The sequence below is a fragment of the Loigolactobacillus backii genome, assembly GCF_001663675.1.
Classification (GTDB): domain Bacteria; phylum Bacillota; class Bacilli; order Lactobacillales; family Lactobacillaceae; genus Loigolactobacillus; species Loigolactobacillus backii.
Genome location: NZ_CP014873.1, coordinates 821,695 through 845,929, shown reverse-complemented (window position 1 = coordinate 845,929; position 24,235 = coordinate 821,695). Strand labels below are relative to the sequence as shown.

The following is a 24,235-nucleotide window of genomic DNA, read 5'->3' as shown; positions in this document are numbered from 1 at the left end:
ATCAATGCGCTCCTTTCCTCGTTACAACCGTTAAGGCAGTTTGGCCAATAATTTTAAGATCAAACGGCATACTGCGATGACGGACATAAAATAACTCTAATTCACAACGCTCTGGATACTGAACATCGCTACGACCATTAACTTGCCAGTAACCGGTCAAACCAGGCCGAACTGCTAGTAATAGCGCCGTTTTATTCCCATAATGTTTTAACTCTTCAGAAGTAATTGGCCGTGGCCCAACAACACTCATATCACCTTTTAAAACATTAAATAATTGAGGTAGCTCATCCAAACTTGTTTTTCGTAAAAAACGACCTAAGCGGGTAATGCGCGGATCTTTGCCTTCAGGAAACTTATGCCCATTACGAATAAATTCGGCGTATAACTTTTCGTCTTGCTTTAATGTCTGTTCGGCGTTACAAATCATTGTGCGAAATTTATAAACATTAAAACCGCGTTGATTCTTCCCTTGGCGGACATGTGAAAAGAAAACGGGACTTCTGGGGTCGCTGATTTTGCTAAAAGCACTGATAATTAAGATCAATGGTAGGCCAACAACCAATCCGCCGCCTGCCAAAATAATGTCTAGCCCCCGCTTACTAAATTGATAAACCTGCGATTCTTTACGGTTATTAGTCGTCATAGCTTCGATATTTTTAGAAACTGAGGACGTATATTTCTCATCTGCCTTTTTCATACCGTAACTTCCTTCCTTAACCTTGAACGACTACCGATTTCACTACTAACTTGATCGCCGCCAAGCAACTACTACCAGAAGCAGGCTACTAATCATTAGTCCAATTAGGCCACCAACCATCATATTAAATGAGCTGCTGGGTGCAATCGATTCACCACTATATTGGGCCTGCGAGATTCTGATTGGCCGTAATGTAACTGAAAGTGTATTTGCCCTTTTAGCAAAAACTTTGCTAAGTGTTTGGTTTATTTGCTGGGCCTTCCGCGCAGTATCAGCAGTAACAATTAGTCTAAATAAATTAGAATTTTCTTGGTGTTGAATACTGACATTATTAGCTAACGAATTAGCATTAACCGAAATTCCATTTTCACGTAATTGTTGTCTAGATGGATTAAGTACAAAATTACTTTTTACCAAATCTTGATAACCGGCTACAGTCGTGTTAATTTGCTCACCACTCATATCTTGAGGTGCACTTTTTTTAGGTCGTAAAACTAACTCGCTGACCGATTGAAACTGGGGTTTAATTAAATAATTAGTTGCGGCCCAACCGGCAAAAATTCCGTCACCAGTAACGACTATTACTAACCACCACCAACGTTTTATAACCTTAAAAAGGCCATTTTTATCAACTATCTTCGTCATCGCTAATTGCTCCCTTCTTCATGAAACGGTCCTTAAAACCTGTTTGGAATAATCGGCCAAAAATGGCCAAATAAGATTTAAATTCATTGATGCGTAGTAAATGGCTACCTACTAGATAGATTCCTACACCAAACGTCACTTCAATCATTAGATTAATCCAGGTGATTTGCCCGAGGAAGTAATGCAATCCCGCCACACTAACTCCCATAAAGCCGCTTAATCCTAAAATTACCAGACTATCTTTAATTTGCTGAAAAGTTGTATAGGACACAAAGCGCCCAGAATAAAATGAGTCAAGTACGAAAGAAAACAGTGCGTGAACAACTAACAACCAAATTAGTACCATAATATTTAGTTGTAGGAGGTAAACTAGGCCAAACAATCCCAGGCCGACACCTTTTTTAATCACTTCTAATCGTAAGAAAAGATCCGAACGACCAAATATCTGTAATATATTTAAGTTAATCGCCTGTAAGGGGAAAAATATCCCTGCCAGACAAAGCGGCAATAGGAACGGAGCCGCTGGTGCCCACTGTTGTCCAAAAACAAGTACTAAAATCGGTTTACTTAATGCACCAATTCCGATCATCAGTGGAAAAATAAAGTAAATTGTATGCAGAATCACCCGGCGATAACCATTGTGTAGGGCCACCTTATCGGATTGAATTTTACTCAAGGCCGGATAACTCACCTTTTGAATAGCTACGGTCGTCGAATCAGTCGTCATCTGACTAATTTTTTCAGCGTTTGTAAAGTAACCAAGTGTGGTAACTGAAAAGAAACGACCAATCACAACGTAAAGTAAGTTATTATAGGTTGTGTTAATTAATCCCGCGGCGGTTAATTTCCAGCCAAAGCTGTACATTTTTTTTAATGCTTTAAAATCAAATTCCCATTTAGGCCACCATTTTGCAGCGATCATAAATCCAATGGTCTGCCAAATTTGTGTCACAACCATTTGCCAAACAATACTCCAAACACCAAAGCCCGCTAATGCTAGACCGATAGCTAATCCACCTGAAACGACGGATCCAGTTAGTGTGATTTTCATTTGCACTTTAAAATTTAACTCCCGTGCTAAGATGGTACGACTAATTAGACTTAATGAATTAATCAATAAGATGCTACTAACTACTCGAATAACCGGTACTAAAATCCCCGTTTTATAAAAATCAGCAATTAGTGGTGCGCTGGCAAATAGTAGCCCATAAAGTAATGCTGCGCAGAGAATATTGAAAACAAACACTGTTGTGCAGGCTCGCATTGTGATTTTCTTCTCTCGAATCAACGCATTTTGAAACCCGCTATCGATTAGAGATTGAGAAAGTGCGATAAAAATGTTAATCATCCCAATAACACCAAAATCCGCTGGAATTAATAAGCGGGCCAGAAATATTTGAATGACTAACTTTAATCCTTGATTTCCTAATAGCTCTACACCAGTCCATAAAAAGCCGTTAATTGCCTTTAACCGTAAACTAGTTGGTTGTGCCATATCATCACATCCTTACGAAGCATTTGCTTCCAATTGGCCGCTATCGATAATGATCTGACAAATCTGATCAATTATTTCAAACTCAAGGTTGGGGTAAAGTGGTAAGGTTAAAACGCGCTGTGCATAATCGTGTGCGATTGGTGTTGCCTGAATTGGATAATTATTTTGAATACTAGGTGATTCGCTTGTTAATGGGTAAAAATATTTACGTGGGAAAATATTTTGTTTCATCAAACGATCAATAATCGTTTCCCGGCAACAGCCAAACGTATCATGGAATAAAACTGGGAAATAGGCGGCGTTACTTTCTATTCCATTCTGCTGCGGATTTAATTGAATCCCAGGGATATTCTGTAATCGTTCATAATAGTACTGATACCGCATTTTACGCTGCTCAATCATGGCGTCGTTTTGCCGTAAATTACAAAGTCCCATTGCTGCGGAAAATTCATTCATTTTACCATTTAAACCAATTTCTACTGGCTCACCATTTTTTAAACCAAAGTTTTTTAATTGTGTGAGTCGATTATGGATTTGCTCATCGTTGGCAACGATTGCACCACCTTCAATCGTATTAAACAATTTAGTGGCGTGAAAACTGTAGGTTGTAATATCGCCAAACTGACCAAGACTCTTGCCAAAATATTTGGTTCCAAAACTATGGGCACCATCATAAATTAATTTAAGGTTATATTTAGTAGCAAGATCGGCGAACGCCTCAACATCACAAGCATTACCGTAAATGTGAACGGGCAAAATTGCCTTGGTTCTAGGTGTAATCAAGGCCTCTACTTTAGCGGGATCAAGCGTAAACGTTTCGGGATCTATATCCGCAAAAACTGGTGTCAGTCCTGCCCGGCAGATTGCGTTAGTTGTGGAAATAAAAGTGAACGGCGTCGTGATGACTTCGCCACCATGTAGGTCAAATGCTGCTAAGGCCAGTTCTAAAGCCGTGTGACCATTAGTTACCAACGAAAGGCTGTCTACTTCCAAATAATTTTTAAGTTGTTTGGTAAGCTTCTGAACTTTTACACCTTCATTGGTTAACCATTTGCTTTGCCACAAATCAGTAATTTCCTCGATGTATTCTGTAAGTGATGGCATTGTAGATTCCGTTACTAAAATTTTTTTGCTCATTTTTTTGGCCTTCCTTCACATAAAATTAAGTAATATCAATTTTTTTATTAGTGTTAAGCTTTGGCGATTAACAACTTCCTGATTCACTAAGGAATAAATGATTTTCATTTTTTCCTATATTTAGCGTTTCACTCATTATAGTGGGAAAAATATAGCCAAACAATAAATATACACCTTATAGAAACTATTATTTTTAGCGGATAACAGTCAGCTATAAATCTATCTTACCTATAAGTTATTCATTTAAATAGAGTGGTAAAAATGCTACTTTGATTAGAGATTACCTTATAAACGTTAATCCAGTGGCCTTTTTTAGCTAGTACGTATGAAATTAAATAGCATCTAGAACAGCAAAATTCGCTAGAAATTTAGCGAATCGTTAGTTTGCTTGCATATACTGCTGCAAAAGAAGACTACTAGGTTTAGTCCCACAATATTGTGGGACTAAGTCTAGTAGCCTTCTCCATAATTAAACTGATAATTTTTTAAACTAAGGTACAAAATAAATGGTAACTTTGATAATCTCGCTCTAACAACGCATTTTCTAAATCCTGGTACACAGAATTCTTAGTTCTAAAATTCGGAAAATTTTGTTTAAGTAGTTTAGTAGAAAGAACAAAAATACTTTTACGTACTTCTACTGGAAGGTCACTAGTTCGTCGGAAATTAAGTTGAATTTGGTTTAACGTTGCATCATAGAGTTCCTGTTTCTTGACTATTCCTAGTGTTTTCATATCAGCAAACATTTGCTCAGTAACCCAGAAAGTATCAATACTCTTGGAACTTTTGCGCGATTGCCGGCTAATACCATTTTTATTACGCCGGTACCAGTAGACGATGTCGCTAATCGTTGTTGCCTTTTGACACCGAGTGAAAATTAAATAACGAAAAATCGTATCGTCAAACCAATAGTCTTTGGGAAATCTAACATTCTCAAATAAGTTACTTTTAATTACCTTACCCCACGGAAATCCGTTCAGGTTTTCTAGGGCAGCAACATTTTCTCCATCATTATGAATGTTACGGGTCAAAATATTATTATCCTTATGGAACCGAAGATAACTACCTTCCACAATATCAGAATCGGTGGAAAAGGCGGCCTCTAAAAGCCTTTGAACGGCATTTTCTGCTAATTTATCATCCGAATCGATCAGCATTAAATAGCGACCTTCTGTAGCGTCCAATCCACGGTTACGGGAACCGGCAAACCCTCGATTGGCCTGATCAATAACCTTAACGTTTGAAATTGTTTCATATTTTTTTAAAAATTGGAGCGTATTATCAGTCGAGCCGTCATTAACTATCGTAACTGAAAAGGAGTAATCCGTTTTTTGATTTACAATCGATCCAATACAGTCATCAATGTAAGGTTCGGCATTATACGCGGCCACAATAATCTCTAAATCGTATTTAACCGGGAAACGCCCCTTTGAACTGTAACTTTTTCCAACTGGCTTAGGACTGGCTTTTGATAAATGGGCAGTAGCCATTTGCTCATCAGGTAACTCATTAGTAATGCCATTAGTTAGTGCCGCATTAAATAACTGATTTTTATAAATTAACTGATTAAGTTTCATTCGCTTTAAGATTTCTCCAGCAATAATATTGATCGCCATTATACTTCCCCCTTACGTTATAAAAAACGGTTGTTTTTGAAACTTGCCTCTATTACTAAGTACAGTGTAAGTTAAATTCATTACTGAAACTTGAAAGTATGAAGACAGACTGATCCCTTGGTATCACAGGGCATATTTTAATTAATTTAACCATTTAGCTTGCTGTTAACAGCGAAACTAACCGTTTCGGCAAAAATGTGAAGAACTGATTCATCATCTGAATAATTTGGGCTCTTCTTGCATAAACTTCATGATTAATAATCGTTTTTAACGAATTTAGAAGCCATACCAGTGCTTGAGACAACTCAATATCTGGCATGGCTTCGTTCATTATAAAGAATAAATCCCCAATGGTGCGATCATCCTGATTTTGCCGTTCCTGCCAAGCTAATAGGTCATAAGTCATCATGACAATTGCTAAATGCCCACAAAGCCCGTCATAATTTTGAACTTGTGATTTGTCGAGCCGCAAGTATTGCTTGGCAACTTTAAAGTAATTCTCAATTTGCCATCTTCGGGCGTATAGTTGAATGATCTCTTGTGGCTGAAGGCCTAACTGAGTCGTTGCCAGTACTAGGTAGTCATCTTGACGGGCCCGATTAGCCACAAATACCAAGCGAAGCTTGAATTTTTGGTTCCCGACGTGCGCTTCGACAAAGCAGCTGTATTGATAAGCTTGCTTGGGTTGATATTTTGAGGCCTGCAGTCGCTTGTATAATGCTTTAACTGAATATTGCCGTCCGCGATATTGATAGTAAATTTTGCTGGACCGTTTAAGCATGCCCACGCCGTTTAATCCCAACTTGGTTAATTCATAGAACATTTTTGGTGAGCTATACCAGCTATCAAATAACACATAGTCAGCTAGAACGCCATTTGCGAGGGCTTGCTTGACAAGTTGCAATGAAACGAGGTTCATTTTTTGCTGTGCTTGGCGACGTCTCCGGCCAGCAATTGTTCGTTGATCGGTTGTTTTAGCTGATTTTCCAAGGACGTTTTGTGGCTTCTTGGAAGACATTAATGCAAAGTTGATCGGTAAGAATGTATTGGCGTCACTCCAACCCAAAGTTAAAGCCCGGTATCCCTTAATATATAACTGTTTGTCATGGTCAAAGACTCGCGCTAGTAATTCGGTTTGGGTGGCGTACTCACGGGAAAAGAGTGTATCGTCAATGATCAATGCTAACCGCCGCCGGCGGTCAATAAACGGTCGTAAATGCTTGATTAAATGACTCCCAACTTGACAAATCAAGCGTTGCCAATTGATCCGGCCATCGTTCAAATTATTTCTGACGGTGCGACTGGTAAAGTTAGGTGTTTCATGGGCTCGATAAAGCGAGCGTCCCAGGAACTTTGTCGTGAGCAGCCATTCAATGACCTTCATCAAGCTGATTTCTGAATGCCGGCGATAATTCACCAACTTGGTGAGTTTAGATAGACCAATGAGGGAAGTAAATTGATGAACAATATTGTGAAGCTCGTTTTCTGTATTTTTTTGTCTTATAATATTCATGACGTAAGTCTCCTTTGTATCTTGGTTTTGGTCGACTAAAGTATACAACGCAGGAGAGCTTGCGTTTATTTTTTTGCCAAAAAAGCCAATAACCACACGCCTTTGGCGTGATTATTAGCTTTCAAGTTTCAGTTCATTATCTAAGTCGTGAAAGTTCCAATTCGAGTAATCCCTTAGTCCACCAAGCTTTACAGCCTAAAAATTAACCTTCAACTATTGCTCATGCTCAGCGTGATCAGCGCCGAAGTTTGAATCGATAAGCCATTTAAAAATTGGTCAATCAGTGTCTTGATCTGCGCAGTCATGTTTGCAGGTGATTTAGTCACCTTTAGGTTAGTCAACTCACCTAGTAACTGGCCGATTGCAGTCGCCAGATCAATGATCGGCAGTAAGGTATCCAATTGATAGAAAATATCGCCAATCGTTGGGTCGCCTGGTTGGCGCCGCTGTTGCCAAGCCAACAGATCATAGGTCATCATGGTCACAGCCATATGCGCACAAAGCCCGTCATAATCCTGGATCTGAGTCTGATCAAGGCGTAAATATTGTTTGGCGGCCTTAAAATAGTTCTCAATCTGCCAACGGCGACTATAAAGTTGAATGATCGCTGCCGGGGTCAGATTGGTTTTTGTGGTCGCTAACACCAGGTAGTCGTTGGCGCAATGGCGTTTAGCGACAAAAACTAAGCGTAACGGTAACTTTGCGGTAGCGGCCTGAACCACGCAACTATATAAATAGTCGGCTCGTGGTTGACGATGCGACTGACGTAAGTACTGATAGAGCGTTTTGACGGTGTATTGGCGGCCACGATAGCGGTAATAGATCTTCTTGGTCCGTTTAAGCATGCCAATACCGATCAACTTTTGGTCGTTTAACGCCGCAAACATTTTAGGCGAGGTAAACCAACTATCGAATAGCACATATTTAGCTTTGAGCCTATTTGCCCGCGCTTGCTTGATCAGTTCTAGTGCGACCGCTGGCATTGGCCGCATCGCTTGGGCCCGCCGTTGTCCGGCTAAGGTGCGTTGATCTAAAGTTTTAGCTGGTGTGCCCACCCGATTACGTGCTTTCTGTGACGACAAAACTGCCGTCGTGACTGGCAACACGAGCTGGCCGTTACTCCAAGCCAAGGTCAAACCACGGTAACCTTTTAAGTAGCGTTGCCGATCATGATCGAAGGTGTTGGCTAAAAGCTCGGTTTGTTTCGCATTCAGTCGTGAGATCAGGGTGTCATCAATGATCAGCGCACCACTTTTGCGGGCGTCGAGCCACTGTGCTAGGCCAGTAATCACCCGTTGTGCCAATAAACAACTAAGCCGTTGCCAATTGATCCGACCGTCATTCAAGATATTGTAGACCGTGCGTTTGGTACACATGCCTGGTGCTTCTGCTCGGTAAAGTGTCCGCCGCTGGAAAATAACCTTGAGTAACCAAATCAAGATTGCAGTTAGTGAAACGTTAGAATGGCGGTGATCATTGAGCAAGCGGACCAAAGCTGGTAGGTGCGCCAAGGCACAAAATTGGGTAATTATTTTAAAACTTGATTTTTCAATTTTATTTTGCGGTATACTAGCCATAGCACAAGCACTCCTTTGTATCGTGGTTTAGACGACTCAAGTATACTTCAAGGAGCTGCTTGTGTTTAATTTTGGGCTAAAATAACCTAGTGCAATCAGGGTTTAGCTGGGTTTTGAACTTTCACGGTTTAGTTCATTATTTAAATTATGCCATTTTAGTTGGCTGCCAAACTAGTTTTATGTTGAGCTTTAATTAAAATAGCGTATTTTAAATAATTATTTTCTTTCTAAATAATGCAACCTTACTTTTCGGAATTCGACGTCATATCCTGTCAAATGCGCTAATAATCTTGATTCTCCATCCGGTGTTCCATTCAACTAAGACATAGGTCGCCAAAAAGCATAGTTATTAAATCCATAACTGTGTTTCCTCGACTAAGTTCGTCTTGGTCACCACAGGAATCTACTTTCTCAAACACTCCCTAGATTAGCCCAAAAATACTGGGACAAATAATTTCCCAATACAAACTAAGTACACTATAAATCCTCAGAATGAACACGAAAGAACGTTAAAAAAGAATCGCTAAAAGTCGGCCTAATGGTCCTAGCTTTTAGCGATTCTTTTCATTTTAATAATGCTCCTCATATCTAAGAACGTTAATCCACCGCTCGATTATAGTAGCAAACTTGCAACATCTGAATTTCCACTTCACCAGTTAACACCAACTTTGTTACGGCCGCATTTGCTGGTGTTAGTTGGGTCAATAAAGTTGGCGCGTACTTTGCAACTAAGGCGCGAATCACTGAACTATGCGAGATTAACAAAACCTGAGCACCAGACACAGCCTGCTTAAAAATCAATTCTAGCCCTTGATTAAAACGTAGCCAAAATTGTTGGCTACTTTCTGCTAAATTGGTTGGGTCCGCTTGACTTAAAAAATCTTGCGCCTTGTCGACAGAATAAGTTTGAACTAAATCCGAATAATTTTGACAACGATGCTGGCCTGCTATCTTCTGCCACGTACGTGTGATCTCCTGACCTTCAAAGGAGCCATAAAAATGTTCCCGTAAAAGTGGCGTAATAACTGGGGCCTTCTGCTGGAACTGTTGCGCAATAATTTGCCCAGTTTGGATTGCACGACCAACATCGCTGGAAAAGGCCAAAGCAAACGTTTGGCCGCTTAATTGCTGGCCAGTCCCCGTCGCTTGTTGAATTCCTTTTGACGTTAAGGGCGTATCGCTCCAGCCTTGAAAGTAACCAAAAACATTAAAATAAGTTTCACCGTGTCGAACCAAATAAATTGCAATCGACTTCATTCGTTATCACCGCTACTTTCTTTTACTATTTCTGCCGTTCGGTTCCTAAAATTGAAGTGAACCCCCGGTATTGGACCAGAATCCAATACCGGGGGTTTTACTATGACTAAATATACTAAGCAGTTTAAACTGCAGGTGGTTCAAGACTATCTCACTTCTTCGTTAGGGATTGTATTGATTGCTAGAAAGTACCAGATCAAAAGTGACATGACCGTTAATAAGTGGGTCCGACAATACCAGCGCTTCGGCACCGCTGGGCTTGAAGTACGGCGACCAGAGAAAGTTTATGATGGCACTTTTAAGGTGAATGTTTTAAACTGGATGAAAACGAATCAGGCATCCTTAATGGAAACGGCCCTTAATTTCGATATCTCTGCGCCATCAACCATCTGGCAATGGCAACGAACTTTCGAAAATGAAGGACTTGATGCCCTGTATCGTAATCGAGGACGGTCAAAAATCATGTCAGCTGATAAACAAGGCAAGAAGACGAAACAACCAACCGAATTAGCGCGCTTGCGTGACGAAAACGAATTACTAAAGATCGAGAACGAGTATCTAAAAAAATTAAAGGCCTTGGCTCAATCACAATCAGACAACGAGCGCAAATCATCCAAGAACTAAGGCCCAATTATCAGCTCGGTAAGATTCTTAAAGTAGTGGGTATGGCCAAAAGCACCTATAGCTATGCAATAAAGCATGTGCCAGTTGAGAGCGATTCTGATGCGGTCCTTAAGCAGACCATTACGGATATTAAAGCTAAAGCAACTGCGGCCGGTTATCGCCAAGTGACTGGCCAATTACGGGCCATGGGGCTCGTAGTCAACCATAAGAAAGTCTTGCGTTTAATGCGCGAACTAGGCCTATTATCAACGGCGTATAATAAGCAAACCCGCAAGTACAACTCGTACAAAGGAACGGTTGGTAAGCTTGCTAAGAATCGGCTTAATCGCCGTTTTATGACTAACCGCCCCTATCAAAAGCTAACAACTGATATCACTGAACTTCGCTGGGGCAATAAAACAATTGGAGAACGGGCTTACTTTACGTGTATTTATGATCTATTTTCCAGTGAGATCCTGAGTTATGAGATCTCGCTTAACCCAACGGTCGCATTCACAACTAATGTTTTAACGATGGCAATCGATAAGCTACCCAAGCAACTCAACTATCGGACAACAATTCATTCTGATCAAGGCTTTCAGTATCAGAATCCACGTTGGGTCCGCATTTTAAAGCAACAGCGTATTTTCCAAAGTATGTCACGCAAAGCAACTTGTCTAGATAACGCAGCGATGGAAAGTTTCTTTCACATCATGAAAGCAGAAGTTTATGACCAAAAACAGTTTGACACCTTGGCAGAATTAACTTTAGCCGTATCGAACTGGATTCAATATTATAATGTCACACGAATCAAAACAAAACTGGGTGGTAAGAGCCCGGTTAAATACCGTGTTCTTACCACCCAGAAAGTCGCTTAAAGTTTCGTCCAATATTTGGGGTTCACTTCAAATGCCCGTTTTTTTATAGTATTGCATTTTAACCCAATCTAAAATTAAAGTTGCAACAATCACGATTATAACTACCGTCAAAACCCATAGCCAGCTAACTTGGGGCGTGACAAAACCCGTTATGGCCATAATGGTTGCCAAAATGATATCCAGTAAAACAACCCAACCAACTGATTTACTTGGTGCGTACTCCCAAAAATGGTCACGAGTTCTAGTCATAATAATCGTTGTCATGGCACTATAAATTAAATAGACAAACATTAATGTACTAATCCTGCCATTACTTAATTGCGCCACTTCTAAATAGTACCAAAACATTGCCAAACCGACGACAACCCAAGAAACGGCAAAAATACCAGCAATCTTACCTAACTGACCAAGGTCCCAGTGTTCCGGAATGCTGGTTGGCCAGGCACGATCAGTTCCTAAGGTCAGAGTAACGCAATCATTCATAATAACAATAAAAACAATTAAATTTAACGATACAGGGAAGAAACCAGCAAACACAAAACCTAGGGTAAGTAGTGCCGCTAATTGCGCCGTCCGCGACAGTTTAGTGATTGTCCAAGTCATCATTCGCCGATAAACTCGGTGGCCCCCATCGATTACTTTAACAATATCGGCCAACGTTGAACGCGTTAAAATAATTTTCGCGGCCGATTTAGCAATATCGGTTGCACTGGCAACTGCAATCCCGACATCTGCCCGTTGTAGCGCCGGCGCATCATTAACGCCATCACCAGTCATACCAACGACCATGCCTAATTCTTGTAACTTTTTCACGATTGCTAATTTATCCTGTGGGTAGACATCCGCAAAACCATCAAATGAAAGTGGATCGGATTTGGCATCCGTTAACGTGCCAATTCGGGAACCAATTCCAACCTGTTCGGCAATCGTTTGCGCGGTATAAGATGTATCACCCGTCAACATCATAACCCGCACACCACGGTCTTGAACCGCCTTAATAGATGTAATCGCATCAGCACGTGGTTGATCAACTAACTCAATTAACCCAACGATCTCTGCTTGTTTTGCTGTTTGTAAAGCAACCGCAAGAACTCGAGCGCCGCGACTGGCCAAAGTTGTTACTTCGTGTTCCAAATTGGGTTGCAAAACCACACTTGCGGCAATAATATTCGGCGAACCTAGAATTACCACCTGAGTTTGACCATTATCTACAAAACTAGCCTTGGCTGTTTTGGTGGCCGGATCAAAGACAGTGAATTTAGTTCGTTTAAATGGTACCAAATGATTGGTGGCGGCCGCTTTAACCAGTGCCACGCTAACAGTGTCGACTGCTGTTTCGTCGGTTGCAGTTAAAGCAAGTTGAAGTATTTGCTGGGCCGAAAATTGACCAAACACCTTAATTTGGCCGACCTTTGGTTGATTATTTGTGATCGTACCTGTTTTATCAATTAGCAAAACATCCATACTGGCTGCTTCCTGAATCCCGGTTAAACCAGTTACCAATACTTTTTCTTGCGTTAAATTTTTAGCCTCTAGTGAATTGGCAACAGTGAAACTAGACGGCATTGAAATTGGAATAGTTGCGATAAATAAAATAACCAAGAAAGGCAGTAATTCCTGCCAAGCCGTCCCACGAAATACTGCCGCAATAACTAAAATTACCGCTAAAACGACATCAACGTAGGCGAGGTAGCGAACAATATTAAATAGCAGTTTTTGAAGACGACCAGGTGCTTCCTCAGTTCTAGACAATTCAGCAGTCTTTCCATAAGTGCTATTAACACCAATTTTCGTTACCTTGCCAATTGCCTCACCATGAATAACCGTTGCAGCAGAGTAGAGTGCAGCACCTTTTTCTTTCAGAATTGCCTTACTTTCGCCTGTAAGTGTCGCCTCATCTACTTCCACAGTTCCGGCAATAATTTCTAAATCGGCCGGAATAATATCGCCTGCGTGAACACGGACAATATCATCTGGCACCAACCACTTAGCCGACTGATACTGCCATTCACCATCTCGTAGCAGCCTTGCTGTAACTGATAATTGGCGGTGCAGTGTTCCCACTGCCTTTTTAGCACGCGATTCTTGAATTTCACCATCAACGGCCGAAAATAACAATAGTGCGAAAACAAAGAATGCCTGTGTTCCCTTGCCTAACAGTAACTCAAGAATCATTGCGGCTTCCAGCAACCATGGTGTTGACCCCCACATCCCCTTCAAGATTCCAACTAACGGATTTTCACTAGTTTCTGGAATCGCATTGTACCCGTGAGCAGCTTGGTACTTCTGCGCAGTTTGCTTATCCAAACCTCTTCCAGAATAACTTGCTTCTAGGTGATCAACATTAGTTTTTATTATCATTTTGCTCACTCCTTTTTATACAGAATTTTAGCAAAGTATGCCTACATCTGAAATTTAACGCGCATTTTAAAAGTATTTAACTGCTACTTATTTAGTGACCTTACTGCCGCCAATAACCGAATTAAAATCAATCCAAACCATACCAAGACCGCTGATAATTCGAATACTCCTGACGTTGGCCATTTAATTACGATAAAATTTTTCAATCTAGAGAATGTTTGAAAAACGTTCAAGTTCTGAACACTGCTGCCAAGTTCTTCTTCAATTCGTAAGAACTGATTATATTTAGCAACACCTATTCCTTGCCATAACGTTCCAAAAAGAAAAGACGCCTACCTAAAAGGGAATCACCCCTCTTAAGTAGACGTCATCAATTACAGATTGTAATAAATTTGCGAACGTCATCGCTGAATATTCAACTATAAATTACCACTTATTTAGCACAGAGTAAAATAAAAACAACTCATTGCTAACTTATTCCTGCACTTGGCGCAGTTGCTTAGGCTCCTTCATAATAAGGTGACCAGCAAGTGCAATCACCAAAAAGATGGCCGCAACACTACAGACACCCGCCCAGCCAAAATGACTCCAAGCAAATGTACTAAAGAAGGTTCCTAGCGCACCGCCAAGAAAATAACTGAACATAAAAATTGAGTTATTGCGACTGCTTGCTTCACGATTCAGCGATTGAACAATTGCTTGGTTAGAAACCTGGCCAAACTGCGTGCCTAAATCTAACAAAACAATTCCAATCATTAACCCGATAAAGAAGTGTCCCAGACTAGCAAAAATAAGAAAAGCTAACGCCGAAAAAAGAATGCCCAAGCCAACTGTCATTCGTGGAGAATAACGATCAACGAGTCGGCCAATAATAGAAGCAAATAGTACACCTGTAATACCCAATAGGCCAAGTAATCCGGCAACATCACTTCCCATGTGGTACTGGGCGGCCAAATAAAAGGCCAAGGTTGACCACAAAACGTTGGAAACACCAAATAAGCAAAAACCATTAATGGCGGAACCCTGTAAATGTTTTTCTTTTAGTAATAATTTAGGTAATGATCCTAAAACGTGAATGTAGCTTAAGTTTTGGTGCGCCCGTGGATCACGTGGTAGATAAACGTGTAAGATAACTAGTAAAATAGCACAGGCCAAGGCCGCGATCAGGTAAACGTACTGCCAGTTCATAATACTGCCGAGCAATCCACTAACTGAACGGGATAAAAGAATCCCCGTTAACAAACCACTCAAAACATTACCAAGAACCTTCCCCTGATGTAAATCTGGCGCTAAGTAGGCTGCATAGGGAATAATAATTTGCGGTGCCACGGACGTAATTCCAACTAACAGTGAAGCCGCCCCAAAGATTGTCACGGATGGCGCCCAAAAGGCAAGCAGCAACGCGACTATTGATAAAATTAACATCACCTGAATTAAATGATAACGATTAAAGATGTCCCCTAGAGGTACAATTAGTAGGAGCCCAAAGGCATAACCAAGCTGAGTAAGCATTGCGACAACGCCAACTGTCGCCTTTGAGACTTGAAAGCTAGTTGCAATCAGCCCCTCGATTGGTTGAATATAGTTTAAATTAGCAACAATAACACCAGCGGCAATAGCCATTAATAAAACAGTTTTGCCGGATAATTCTTTTTCTGAATTCAAAATTTAATCCTTCTTTTCAACAAAATTTATAAAGATTACCGGAATTTTGTTGAAGCCGAGAAAGGATTTTCAATTCGCATAATTAACCAATGAAATAAACGATCGTTTAACATGTTGCAACCTCCATTTGTGTTGCTAGTATAACCTAAAAGTAGCTATTATTAAAGAACTCGTCCCGGCTTAACACCAATTTCATGAAAATTTCAATAAGTCAAATCACTTAATAAGTTGGCCAAAATCAAGTAAACTAAGAATAATTATTGTTCAAACAACGAAAGGTCGCACAAAATGAATTTAAAACCACTATATAATACATTGGAGGAACACTTAGGACCACAAAACTGGATGCAAATTGAAACCTGGGCGCAAACACCTTTTCAAGTTATTTGGTCCGCAATTTTAATCCAAAACGCTAACTCCAATAACGCTGGTGCTGCCGCCGTTGATTTATTAGCTGCAACCAATAATGATCCCCAAGTCATTCGCCAATTAACAATTGAACAACTGGCCACCATCATCCAGCGTGCTGGTTTATACAAAACCAAGGCTGGTTACATTAAGGCGGCCGCCGATTGGCTGGCCACCTATCAGGATGATCCGCAAAAAATTGAACAACTATCACGAGAACAATTACAAAATCAATTGCTTGCCGTTAAGGGGATTGGCAATGAAACTGCCGACGATATTCTTCTTTACGGATTCCGTAAACCCGTATTCATTGTCGATGCCTACGCCAAGCGCCAATTCAAGTGGCTTGGCTTGACCATGCCCACTAAGTACCGTCCCTTTCAAAAAGTCGTTGAGAACGATTGGCAGCTTAACTGGCAACAGGCCCAAGAGCTCCACGCCTTAATTGATACATTCGGTAAACAAATTAAAAACCAATTACAGTGGAACGAAAGCTTTATGGGCGATTTTAAACTAACTGAATAATAAAAAAGTCCTTGCCTTAAGTGTAGTTGAAAACAGCTTTCAACCAACTCTGATAATCAAACTTAAGGCAAGGACTTCTTTTTAGTTGTTTAAATTGTCGGCCCATCAATCGGCCTTTAATAAAGCACTATATAAATTCAATCTACGCACTGAACGTGGTAAAAATTGACGAATTTCGTTCCGATTAAAACCAATTACTAATTTTGAATCACTAACAATTAATGGTGCCTTTAGTAACTTAGGTCGTTCCTGAATAAGGCGCAAAGCATCAGATAACGGTAAACTTTCTAATTTACTAGCATACGTCTGATAATCAAATGCCCGCGTGGCCAACAATTCGTTTAGCCCATCCGTGGTTAACGTCAAGATCCGCTTAAACTCGTCAATTGTCAGTGGTATTTTACTCATGTCTTGTGTCGTATATGGTAATTGTTGTTTTTCTAACCACTCTTGCGCCGCCTTTGCGGAATGACAATTTGGTAATGTATAGACAGTTATCATTGATGATACCCCCTTAATATCGCAGAAAATAGTTTCTTTTTATGATTATTTCTTATGATAACCATACTACAAAACGAGATTTTGTAAACCCAAGTTTTATCAGATAGCCCTATAAGTTAACGGTTACATCTATTCACTGGCAAATTTTTGATTAACTAATGCCTTCGCAAACCTTGCAGTTGTCTCCTTAGGTCGTGTTATTGCGCTACCGACTACAACGGCTACTGCACCTAGTTTCAACATTTTTTTTGCGTCCTCTGGTGAATAAATTTTTCCTTCCGCAATTACCGGAACGTGCCGTGCACACAAAATTTTAACGAGTTCAAAATCTGGTCCTTCCTGCTGCAGGCTCTCCTGGGTATAACCACTTAAGGTCGTGCCAATAAAATCAACCCCAACTTCATAGGCTGCTAGGGCTTCCTGCAGATTAGAACAATCGGCCATTAACATTTGCTGCGGAAATTCTTCATGAATGTCACTAATGAATTCCGCAACAGTCAGTTCATCGTGCCGGGGCCGATCAGTCGCATCAAAAGCAATCACATCTACTCCAAGTGCTTCTAATTCTGCCACTTCTTTTAAAGTTGCCGTTATTACTTGCTCTTCCGGCGGATAACGGCGCTTAATAATGCCAATAATCGGTAAACTGGTCACCGCCTGAATTTCTTTAATATCCCGCACTGAATTTGCCCGAATGCCAGCCGCGCCGCCTTCCTCTGCTGCCTTGGCCATTAATGGCATAATGCCACCCTTTTCAGAATACAACGGCTCCCCGGGCAGTGCTTGACAGGAAACAATCAAGCCATCTTTTACTTGGGCAATAAACTTATTCTTGTTCATTAAATTTCACTCCTTTATCCTAGAACACCACAAAAAGCACTCCGATTTTGCGTATCAGCGTAAATTACTGAATAATTTCCATAATCATGGCAAACACAAAATTGGCCTTTCCAAACACTTCCTAACTTACTTCAAAGTTAGCATGTTCCCTTAATATTGTAAACGAATTCATAAGCATTCTAGTCTTACCTTCATTAAAAATTTATTTTAGTGATAACTAATGTATATTTCTATCTTTCCTTATCCAAAAAAATTATGCTAATAAAAAGGCAAAAATTATGCTCATTAAAAGGAGACTCTTATGCTAAACTACGCCGTTGTCCTTGTTACCTATAATCAACAAGAAAAATTACTAGCTTGTTTAGAATCACTTCAACACCAAAATTGCCCAGCAAAAAGAATTATTGTTGTTGATAATGGCTCAACTGATGATACTGGTGTTGCAATGCTAAATCTCGTTCAAAAATATCCCGAACAAATCCAGTACGTTCGCCTGGCCACAAATCGCGGTTGTGCAGGTGGTTTTCATAAAGGACTCAGACTTGCTCAACAACAGAACTTTAAATGGATTGCATTATCAACGGATGATATTACCTACCAGTCGGATTTCTTTAATCTACTAGCACAAGCAGTACATAAAAATCCAACTGTTCAATGTTTTAGTGGTAGCGTTTATCAAAGTGATGGCACCGTTGAAACTAGTCAGCGGCGAAAGTTATTGAATCATGCAACGCTAACCCAAAAAGATATTGCTGCTAAAAGATATTCGAATGAGTTCTATTTAGACTTGTTCACCTTCCGTGGGATCCTACTTAAGCGTGAACTTATCCAAGATATCGGCTTACCCAATCAAGCGTACTTCACCCAACATACTGACACTGAATACGCACTTCGAATTCGTAAGCGAACAAAAATTCTTAATGTTTCTAAGGCAATTGTCCACCACACCAATATAGCCGAACCTAATGATTGGAAAAACTACTATTTTGTACGTAACCAAATTTTAGTCTGTAAACAATATTCAAGTTCTAAACTATTCTACCTAACTATTTTATTGGGCTCTAGTTTAAAAAAAGGACTCGGCATTTTGTTAAAGCGCAAAACTGACTGGCTAGATAAGAGCACAATTTGGCATCTTTACTGGGACAGTCTGCGTGATGGTCTTTTAGGTAAAACTGGTCCAAATGATCGCTATTCACCTACTATAACCAGCTATCAAGTTAATTTGACCAATGAACAAAAATTTACGCATAAAAAACTGGTTTAAGCGCATGCTTGCTGTAGCCAAATAAAAACAACGATGTAACCCCAAAAATAAGTAAGCGGCCAGGACAAAAGTCCTGGCCGCTTACTGTTTCCGAACATTGCTCTAGAACGTGCGCCAAAAGTCTGGATTTACGTGCCTAACTACAGCTAATCCAAAACCGACTTTTGGCCCACTCCCACCATTTTTCAATTAATAGGTCATTGCCGCGTTATTTTGTGTTGCCGCCAACTTCCAAAAAGTTTTAGTTTTAATTTTGTTGTTACCAGAACCATCAAAAGGATCATTATAATAAAAATCATTTTGATCGTAGCCGGTTAATAAAATAGCATGGGCCGGAAAATCGTGTAAATATAGCCAAGCCACAACTGGCTTTCCTGAATGTAATGTCTGCTTAAGTGTCTTAATACTGGCACCTGACAAGTTTTTGAAGTGTCCTACCTTACTTTCAAAAAAGCTTTGCCACGCTGGTGGATACATTGTATAGCCTGTATCGTCGTAAGGATTTCCCCAAAAACCAGTATTTGGATCATCCGTATAGGGAATTTCTTGAGCAATTTCACTAGGAGAAATATTAACCTTCTTGTATTGCATTAGCATCGCAACCGCAGTGATCTCACAACCAGTGGGTAATTCAGGAAACTGATCAAGTGCCGGTGCCTTTAACTGAACTTGAGTCGCTCCTGCTTTTGTTTTAGCGGTCTGTTGAGCATCACTAATGGCCTGATTCACACCAGCCTTTTTTCTTGCGCGATCAATAGCAGCTTGCTTGGCTGTCTTGGCATCAGTCTTTTGCTTACTAGTAATTACTCCTGAAGTAGAACTTTGCGAGTTCTGGGCCCGTTTTTGATCCGTTGCGTGCGTGATAGAAAAAGCACCTGTAATCAAAGAAACAATGATAACCAGACTAAAAATAAGGCCTGCTTTAAATAAACGATACCGTCGTCTACGCATAAAATTATGTTGTTTTCGAGTCATCAAATTAAGCATCCCTATTCCTTCCGTTTTATTTAGCTTAGTAAAATAAATTTATGAAAACAAGCTAAAGGCGTAAAACGTCACAAAAAAATCTCATTTAATCGTGATGAAAGGTAATTTTACTAGGAGTGCTTGAAAGAGCAGTGCCTTCTTAAAGCGCCATAAATAATAGCTTAAAATTTTTCTCGTGATTTCACCATTGACGTTCATCCCAAGTTCGACCATCAATTTCGCCTTGCGTTTGCTCAATTCTTTTTTCTTGTTCAGTAACCAGTTCGGCAAGTGCCCTAAACAAGGCCTGTTCCTCGTAATGTTCACTGTTAACCGCTAATGCATTAATTTGCTGCTGCAACCAGTCATTCGTCATCATTTTCACTTGCTTTCATCATTTGAAGTGTCCATTGTAATTCATCAAGTTGTTCCTGCTGCGTCTCTAACTGCTCTAAAATTAGCGTTACTCGATCTTTCAGTTCTGGTTTTGCCGCAATCATTCGCTTTAATCGTTCGACAAACCAGCTCTCGCGTTCACTAAAGGCCGCCGAAACTGATAAGGTCAGGTATTGTTGATAAGCAATAAACAGTCGTTGCTTGGCCGACTCGCTTAAATGGGCAAATTGAGATAGCACAAAAGGTTGCAAATAAGTCATCTGTAGTTTGTGGGTAAGTGCTTGAAATGGCCGCAACAATTCAGAAATTGTGAATTGTTCGGCGCCACCTGCCTGATAGGCCTCGGCTTTAACGCCAGTACTGACAACGACACCTAATTCTTTACCGGCCAAGGAGCCTTTCACCTGTAAAACCTGCTCTTCCCAGATTTGTAAAATAGCCGGTGCGGAATACCAGTAAAGTGGAAATTGCAAAATAACACGATTGGCAACTAATAATAATTGGCGTTCCGCCGCCACGTTAATTGATTGCCGCTCATCTAAATAGTGCCAAGTGACGTCAGGCAATTGCGCGCCTGCCTTTAAAAAGGCCTGGGTAGCTGAATCTGCTAATTGGGGGTGAGCAACGATAATTAGTGTTTTCAAAATAAGTAGCTTCTTTCAAAAGATTTAAAGTAATGATCCTGCGTATTTGGTAAACTTTTTTGTGAGTATAACACATCTTTTTTAAATATAATTAGCGTACAAAATGGCGGCCAACTACCCTTCTGATCATTTCTAAAATACTGTAGCATCTATAGATAGATTAGTTCAATAATTTTAAACGAAGGTGTGGCTACCTTAATTCAAACTACATTACTCAAAATGTAAAGGCCCTGCCGCACTGATACTAAGTGGTAACCTAACTAATTTTGCTTTACAATATACGCTACAAGTACCCTTTGCAAAGGAGAATCAGTTATGCCCCAACCTTACCTTAACCAAATGACTCAAAATGGCTACCAACAAATCGAAGATAAAATCGAGACGTTAAAAAAGCAACGACCAGAACGTATTCGGATCTTACAAGCGGCACGTGCACTGGGGGATTTGTCAGAAAACGCTGAATACAGTGCCGCTAAGCGTGATTTACGTCACCTGGAAAGTCAGCTTCGTTTTTTAGATAAACAATTACAGTACGCCGAAATTGTGGCGCCAAAATCGACCGACAAAATCGAGTTAGGTAAATCCGTTACTATTCAATTTCTCGATGATAATAGTGAAGAAACCTTCCTAATTGTCGGCAAACAAGAGGCCGAAATGGCCGAAGTTACCCAAAATAAACTTTCCTTTGCCTCACCAATTGGCAAAGCCTTATTGAACAAATCCGCCGGGACAACTGTTACTGTTCAGGCACCGGCCAGCAGTTACCAGGTCAAAATCATCAAGGTTGATTGAGAACAACAACGCCAACATAGCATTCAATTAGCCTCTGTTCCGCTACACAAATAACGCTTAAATAGAGTCGCCACGATGCACTAGTATAGTAATGGCAATCGAAAGTAGCCTATTACGACGTTAAACAAAGGAAAAGTGCTTTTTTACAATAAAAGAAAAGTGACTTAATCTATAAGCTAAAATCACTAAGTAGATTGAGTCACTTTTGTCTATTTTGCCTTCATATCTTGACGCAGCGCGCGAAATGCGGCGTATAAATGTCCTAAAAGTAAAACCCCTAACAAGATACTACAAACGCGCCAAAAGCCCGCGTACTGCGTTAAACTCGTGAACATAAATTCTAAAATAATAAGACCGGAAATAACTTCCATTAGCATTAATAACCAATGGCCCCACTTTTTTTGATTGGCGATAATAACAATCAAATAAAAGAATGAGACCGCAAATAATGACGACCACATCCCTGAGTTTGTTAGTTGTTGGGGCTTAATTGCGCCGACAAGTAGAATAATTAAAGTATTAACCCAAGCGCCGATTGCCATTCTACTACTATGTAGCATTACTTTTACCTTCTTTATCTTTTCTTTTAGTATAAGCAAGCCACCGAAAAAATGAAACTAAGAAATGCAATAATCCTTTTTGAGCATTGGACAAGTTTAGCAATAAGATACGTATACCGATCGTGGATAAACGTAGAAACCTGGGTGCTTTTCCAAATACTCCTTAGTTTCAGACCATAAGCGAGTTCAAATCGACTTGACAATTCCTTAATATTTTTATACACTGAATAACAATAATTTTAATCGAATGATTAAATTCAGAGAGAGTGGGCGAGGCTGAAATCCATTCAACTTTTATGGTGGTTGTTTTATATCGTTTGGCTACGTTAACGGCCGTTAAAGGCAATTCTTATGGATTGTGAATTTGGGTGGAACAGCGTTGCAAAGCGCCCCTAGTGCAGACCTCTGTACTAGGGGCGCTTTTTTATTACAAAACGTAAAAAGATTTAATAGCTACGGGTAAGATCGTAAAATATTAGGAGGAAGTATAAATGAAAGAAGAACAGAAATTATCACGATCACTAAAAAGCCGCCATATTCAAATGATTGCAATTGGCGGTGCGATTGGTACCGGACTATTTCTTGGTTCAGGGAGTGCCATTCGTGCCGCTGGGCCATCAATCATTTTATCCTACCTCATCGTCGGTATTTTCTGTTTCTTTTTAATGCGCGCAATTGGTGAGCTGTTGCTTTCTGATACTAGTAAAAATTCATTCATTGATTTCGTTAAAGAATATCTCGGCGACCGCATGGAGTTCATTACTGGCTGGACCTACTGGTTTTGCTGGATCAGCCTAGCAATGGCAGATTTAACTGCCACCGGAATTTACGTTAAGTATTGGTTTCCTAACGTTCCCCAATGGATCACACCGTTTGTCATCATTCTCCTGTTGTTATTAGTTAATTTAGTGAACGTTGGCCTATTTGGCGAACTAGAATCTTGGTTCTCGCTGATTAAAGTCGTTGCCATCTTGGCCTTAGTTGTTGTCGGCGTTTTTCTGGCCATCATTCACTATCACGTTGGTAATTCCGTAGCTGGTTTTTCTAATTTAGTTAGTCACGGCGGTTTCTTTCCCACTGGTCCAATTGGTTTTCTAATGTCATTTCAAATGGTAGTTTTTGCCTTTGTTGGTATTGAAATGGTTGGCCTAACTGCCGGTGAAACAACCAATCCAGAAGTTAATTTACCAAAGGCCATCAATAGCCTACCGATCCGAATTGGACTCTTTTACATCGGTTCAATGATTGCCATTATGAGCGTCTACCCGTGGAATAAAATCACAACCACTTCTAGTCCCTTCGTTCAGGTATTCTCCGGCATTGGTATTGTTGGCGCCGCTGGAATTTTAAATTTCGTCGTTTTGACTGCTGCCATGTCCGCAACCAATAGTGCCTTATTCAGTACTAGCCGGACGCTACACGCACTAGCACGGGGGCATAACGCACCAGAACGTTTTGGCAAATTAGATCGACGCAGCGTACCAAATCAGGCATTACAATTTTCATCGCTGATTCTATTTATCATTGTCATTTTAAACTATTTTATGCCGGCCAAGGTTTTCAACTTAGTCTCTGGTGTCTCAACCATTAATTTTGTTTTCGTTTGGTTGATCTTACTTTGGTGCCACCTTAAATATCGGAAACAACACCCTGAAGGCAGTAGTAATTTTAAAATGCCTGGCTATCCTTTTACCGACTACCTGAGTTTGCTGTTTTTCATCTGCGTGTTGATTTTTCTTTTATTCATTCCTGATACACGAATTTCGTTATTAATTTCTCTAATCTGGTTTGTCTTAATGTTCGTCGCCTACCACGTACTTAAACGAAAATAACGGTCTAAAAACAGCCTAGGATTTATTTTAAGAAAGACTTTTGCTCATTCTTTCTTAGAA

The 24,235-nt window shown here is 40.2% G+C and carries 21 protein-coding genes; 5 read left to right on the top strand and 16 right to left on the bottom strand.

What is annotated here, in order from left to right; translation table 11 throughout:
• Position 1: 1 nt before the first annotated feature.
• From AYR53_RS03570 to AYR53_RS03535, 8 genes are all read right to left on the bottom strand, one after another.
• Complete coding sequence (locus tag AYR53_RS03570) at positions 2-697, bottom strand: sugar transferase (protein ID WP_082918546.1); 696 nt, start codon at positions 695-697, stop codon at positions 2-4.
• Between the two features lie 45 nt (positions 698-742).
• Positions 743-1,342 carry a YveK family protein gene (locus tag AYR53_RS03565; protein WP_068279356.1) on the bottom strand — a complete coding sequence of 200 codons (600 nt, stop codon included), beginning with the start codon at positions 1,340-1,342 and terminating at the stop codon, positions 743-745.
• Positions 1,326-2,837, bottom strand: coding sequence for a lipopolysaccharide biosynthesis protein (locus tag AYR53_RS03560; protein WP_068225818.1), 1,512 nt, complete (start codon positions 2,835-2,837; stop codon positions 1,326-1,328). The genes AYR53_RS03565 and AYR53_RS03560 overlap by 17 nt, the downstream gene beginning before the upstream one ends.
• A 12-nt stretch (positions 2,838-2,849) precedes the next feature.
• Positions 2,850-3,974, bottom strand: coding sequence for a DegT/DnrJ/EryC1/StrS family aminotransferase (locus AYR53_RS03555; RefSeq protein ID WP_068279360.1), 1,125 nt, complete (start codon positions 3,972-3,974; stop codon positions 2,850-2,852).
• Between the two features lie 485 nt (positions 3,975-4,459).
• Positions 4,460-5,590, bottom strand: coding sequence for a glycosyltransferase family 2 protein (locus tag AYR53_RS03550; RefSeq protein ID WP_068225816.1), 1,131 nt, complete (start codon positions 5,588-5,590; stop codon positions 4,460-4,462).
• A 154-nt stretch (positions 5,591-5,744) separates the two neighbouring features.
• Complete coding sequence (locus tag AYR53_RS03545; protein ID WP_056973869.1) at positions 5,745-7,103, bottom strand: IS4 family transposase; 1,359 nt, start codon at positions 7,101-7,103, stop codon at positions 5,745-5,747.
• 209 nt (positions 7,104-7,312) lie between these two features.
• Entirely contained in the window at positions 7,313-8,680 is a 1,368-nt protein-coding gene (locus tag AYR53_RS03540; RefSeq protein ID WP_068279363.1) for an IS4 family transposase, read from the bottom strand.
• A gap of 597 nt (positions 8,681-9,277) precedes the next feature.
• Entirely contained in the window at positions 9,278-9,937 is a 660-nt protein-coding gene (locus tag AYR53_RS03535; RefSeq protein WP_068279366.1) for a histidine phosphatase family protein, read from the bottom strand.
• Positions 9,938-10,039: 102 nt separating this feature from the next.
• On the opposite strand from AYR53_RS03535, the gene AYR53_RS13270 reads away from it, so the two are divergent.
• A protein-coding gene (locus AYR53_RS13270; RefSeq protein ID WP_156520035.1) for an IS3 family transposase occupies positions 10,040-11,418 on the top strand; the annotation gives its coding sequence in 2 pieces (ribosomal slippage) (positions 10,040-10,529 and positions 10,529-11,418; 1,380 coding nt in all).
• A gap of 27 nt (positions 11,419-11,445) precedes the next feature.
• Here the strand turns inward: AYR53_RS13270 and AYR53_RS03520 are convergent.
• Positions 11,446-13,779 carry an HAD-IC family P-type ATPase gene (locus tag AYR53_RS03520; protein WP_068279375.1) on the bottom strand — a complete coding sequence of 778 codons (2,334 nt, stop codon included), beginning with the start codon at positions 13,777-13,779 and terminating at the stop codon, positions 11,446-11,448.
• 474 nt (positions 13,780-14,253) lie between these two features.
• Positions 14,254-15,444: an MFS transporter gene (locus tag AYR53_RS03515; RefSeq protein WP_068225813.1), complete on the bottom strand. Its 1,191-nt coding sequence runs from the start codon at positions 15,442-15,444 to the stop codon at positions 14,254-14,256.
• A 288-nt stretch (positions 15,445-15,732) separates the two neighbouring features.
• On the opposite strand from AYR53_RS03515, the gene AYR53_RS03510 reads away from it, so the two are divergent.
• Complete coding sequence (locus AYR53_RS03510; RefSeq protein ID WP_068225812.1) at positions 15,733-16,377, top strand: endonuclease III domain-containing protein; 645 nt, start codon at positions 15,733-15,735, stop codon at positions 16,375-16,377.
• A gap of 105 nt (positions 16,378-16,482) precedes the next feature.
• On the opposite strand, the gene AYR53_RS03505 is transcribed toward AYR53_RS03510, so the two are convergent.
• The gene (locus AYR53_RS03505; protein WP_068225811.1) at positions 16,483-16,878 is read right to left on the bottom strand and encodes a Spx/MgsR family RNA polymerase-binding regulatory protein; all 396 of its coding nucleotides are present in this window, start codon (positions 16,876-16,878) and stop codon (positions 16,483-16,485) included.
• A 129-nt stretch (positions 16,879-17,007) separates the two neighbouring features.
• Positions 17,008-17,718, bottom strand: a complete 711-nt coding sequence (locus AYR53_RS03500) for an N-acetylmannosamine-6-phosphate 2-epimerase (RefSeq protein WP_068225810.1) — start codon at positions 17,716-17,718, stop codon at positions 17,008-17,010.
• A 301-nt stretch (positions 17,719-18,019) separates the two neighbouring features.
• On the opposite strand from AYR53_RS03500, the gene AYR53_RS03495 reads away from it, so the two are divergent.
• Positions 18,020-18,985, top strand: coding sequence for a glycosyltransferase (locus AYR53_RS03495; RefSeq protein WP_068225809.1), 966 nt, complete (start codon positions 18,020-18,022; stop codon positions 18,983-18,985).
• A gap of 189 nt (positions 18,986-19,174) precedes the next feature.
• Here AYR53_RS03495 and AYR53_RS03490 read toward each other — a convergent pair whose 3' ends face one another.
• From AYR53_RS03490 to AYR53_RS03485, 3 genes are all read right to left on the bottom strand, one after another.
• Positions 19,175-19,972: a C39 family peptidase gene (locus tag AYR53_RS03490; RefSeq protein ID WP_100077727.1), complete on the bottom strand. Its 798-nt coding sequence runs from the start codon at positions 19,970-19,972 to the stop codon at positions 19,175-19,177.
• A gap of 181 nt (positions 19,973-20,153) precedes the next feature.
• Entirely contained in the window at positions 20,154-20,330 is a 177-nt protein-coding gene (locus AYR53_RS13625; protein ID WP_167574655.1) for a hypothetical protein, read from the bottom strand.
• Positions 20,317-20,991, bottom strand: coding sequence for an NAD(P)H-dependent oxidoreductase (locus AYR53_RS03485; RefSeq protein WP_068225838.1), 675 nt, complete (start codon positions 20,989-20,991; stop codon positions 20,317-20,319). Before AYR53_RS03485 ends, AYR53_RS13625 begins: the two co-directional genes overlap by 14 nt.
• Positions 20,992-21,306: 315 nt before the next feature.
• On the opposite strand from AYR53_RS03485, the gene greA reads away from it, so the two are divergent.
• A complete protein-coding gene (gene greA, locus AYR53_RS03480) occupies positions 21,307-21,783 on the top strand; it encodes a transcription elongation factor GreA (RefSeq protein ID WP_068279378.1) in 477 nt (158 codons plus the stop codon).
• Between the two features lie 209 nt (positions 21,784-21,992).
• Here greA and AYR53_RS03475 read toward each other — a convergent pair whose 3' ends face one another.
• Positions 21,993-22,343: a hypothetical protein gene (locus AYR53_RS03475; protein ID WP_068279380.1), complete on the bottom strand. Its 351-nt coding sequence runs from the start codon at positions 22,341-22,343 to the stop codon at positions 21,993-21,995.
• A gap of 491 nt (positions 22,344-22,834) precedes the next feature.
• Here AYR53_RS03475 and AYR53_RS03470 point away from each other — a divergent pair, with 491 nt between their 5' ends.
• A complete protein-coding gene (locus tag AYR53_RS03470) occupies positions 22,835-24,175 on the top strand; it encodes an amino acid permease (protein WP_068279383.1) in 1,341 nt (446 codons plus the stop codon).
• The last annotated feature ends 60 nt before the right edge of the window (positions 24,176-24,235 follow it).

Excerpts from the sequence above, each read along its gene's own strand:
- greA (WP_068279378.1), top strand. The coding sequence starts at position 21,307 with ATGCCCCAACCTTACCTTAACCAAATGACTCAAAATGGCTACCAACAA.
- AYR53_RS03505 (WP_068225811.1), bottom strand. The coding sequence starts at position 16,878 with ATGATAACTGTCTATACATTACCAAATTGTCATTCCGCAAAGGCGGCG.
- AYR53_RS03475 (WP_068279380.1), bottom strand. The coding sequence starts at position 22,343 with ATGCTACATAGTAGTAGAATGGCAATCGGCGCTTGGGTTAATACTTTA.
- AYR53_RS13625 (WP_167574655.1), bottom strand. The coding sequence starts at position 20,330 with ATGATGACGAATGACTGGTTGCAGCAGCAAATTAATGCATTAGCGGTT.
- AYR53_RS03545 (WP_056973869.1), bottom strand. The coding sequence starts at position 7,103 with ATGAATATTATAAGACAAAAAAATACAGAAAACGAGCTTCACAATATT.
- AYR53_RS03555 (WP_068279360.1), bottom strand. The coding sequence starts at position 3,974 with ATGAGCAAAAAAATTTTAGTAACGGAATCTACAATGCCATCACTTACA.
- AYR53_RS03510 (WP_068225812.1), top strand. The coding sequence starts at position 15,733 with ATGAATTTAAAACCACTATATAATACATTGGAGGAACACTTAGGACCA.
- AYR53_RS03565 (WP_068279356.1), bottom strand. The coding sequence starts at position 1,342 with ATGACGAAGATAGTTGATAAAAATGGCCTTTTTAAGGTTATAAAACGT.
- AYR53_RS03500 (WP_068225810.1), bottom strand. The coding sequence starts at position 17,718 with ATGAACAAGAATAAGTTTATTGCCCAAGTAAAAGATGGCTTGATTGTT.
- AYR53_RS03520 (WP_068279375.1), bottom strand. The coding sequence starts at position 13,779 with ATGATAATAAAAACTAATGTTGATCACCTAGAAGCAAGTTATTCTGGA.
- AYR53_RS03490 (WP_100077727.1), bottom strand. The coding sequence starts at position 19,972 with ATGCTTAATTTGATGACTCGAAAACAACATAATTTTATGCGTAGACGA.
- AYR53_RS03535 (WP_068279366.1), bottom strand. The coding sequence starts at position 9,937 with ATGAAGTCGATTGCAATTTATTTGGTTCGACACGGTGAAACTTATTTT.
- AYR53_RS03560 (WP_068225818.1), bottom strand. The coding sequence starts at position 2,837 with ATGGCACAACCAACTAGTTTACGGTTAAAGGCAATTAACGGCTTTTTA.
- AYR53_RS03570 (WP_082918546.1), bottom strand. The coding sequence starts at position 697 with ATGAAAAAGGCAGATGAGAAATATACGTCCTCAGTTTCTAAAAATATC.
- AYR53_RS03550 (WP_068225816.1), bottom strand. The coding sequence starts at position 5,590 with ATGGCGATCAATATTATTGCTGGAGAAATCTTAAAGCGAATGAAACTT.
- AYR53_RS03495 (WP_068225809.1), top strand. The coding sequence starts at position 18,020 with ATGCTAAACTACGCCGTTGTCCTTGTTACCTATAATCAACAAGAAAAA.
- AYR53_RS03470 (WP_068279383.1), top strand. The coding sequence starts at position 22,835 with ATGAAAGAAGAACAGAAATTATCACGATCACTAAAAAGCCGCCATATT.
- AYR53_RS03540 (WP_068279363.1), bottom strand. The coding sequence starts at position 8,680 with ATGGCTAGTATACCGCAAAATAAAATTGAAAAATCAAGTTTTAAAATA.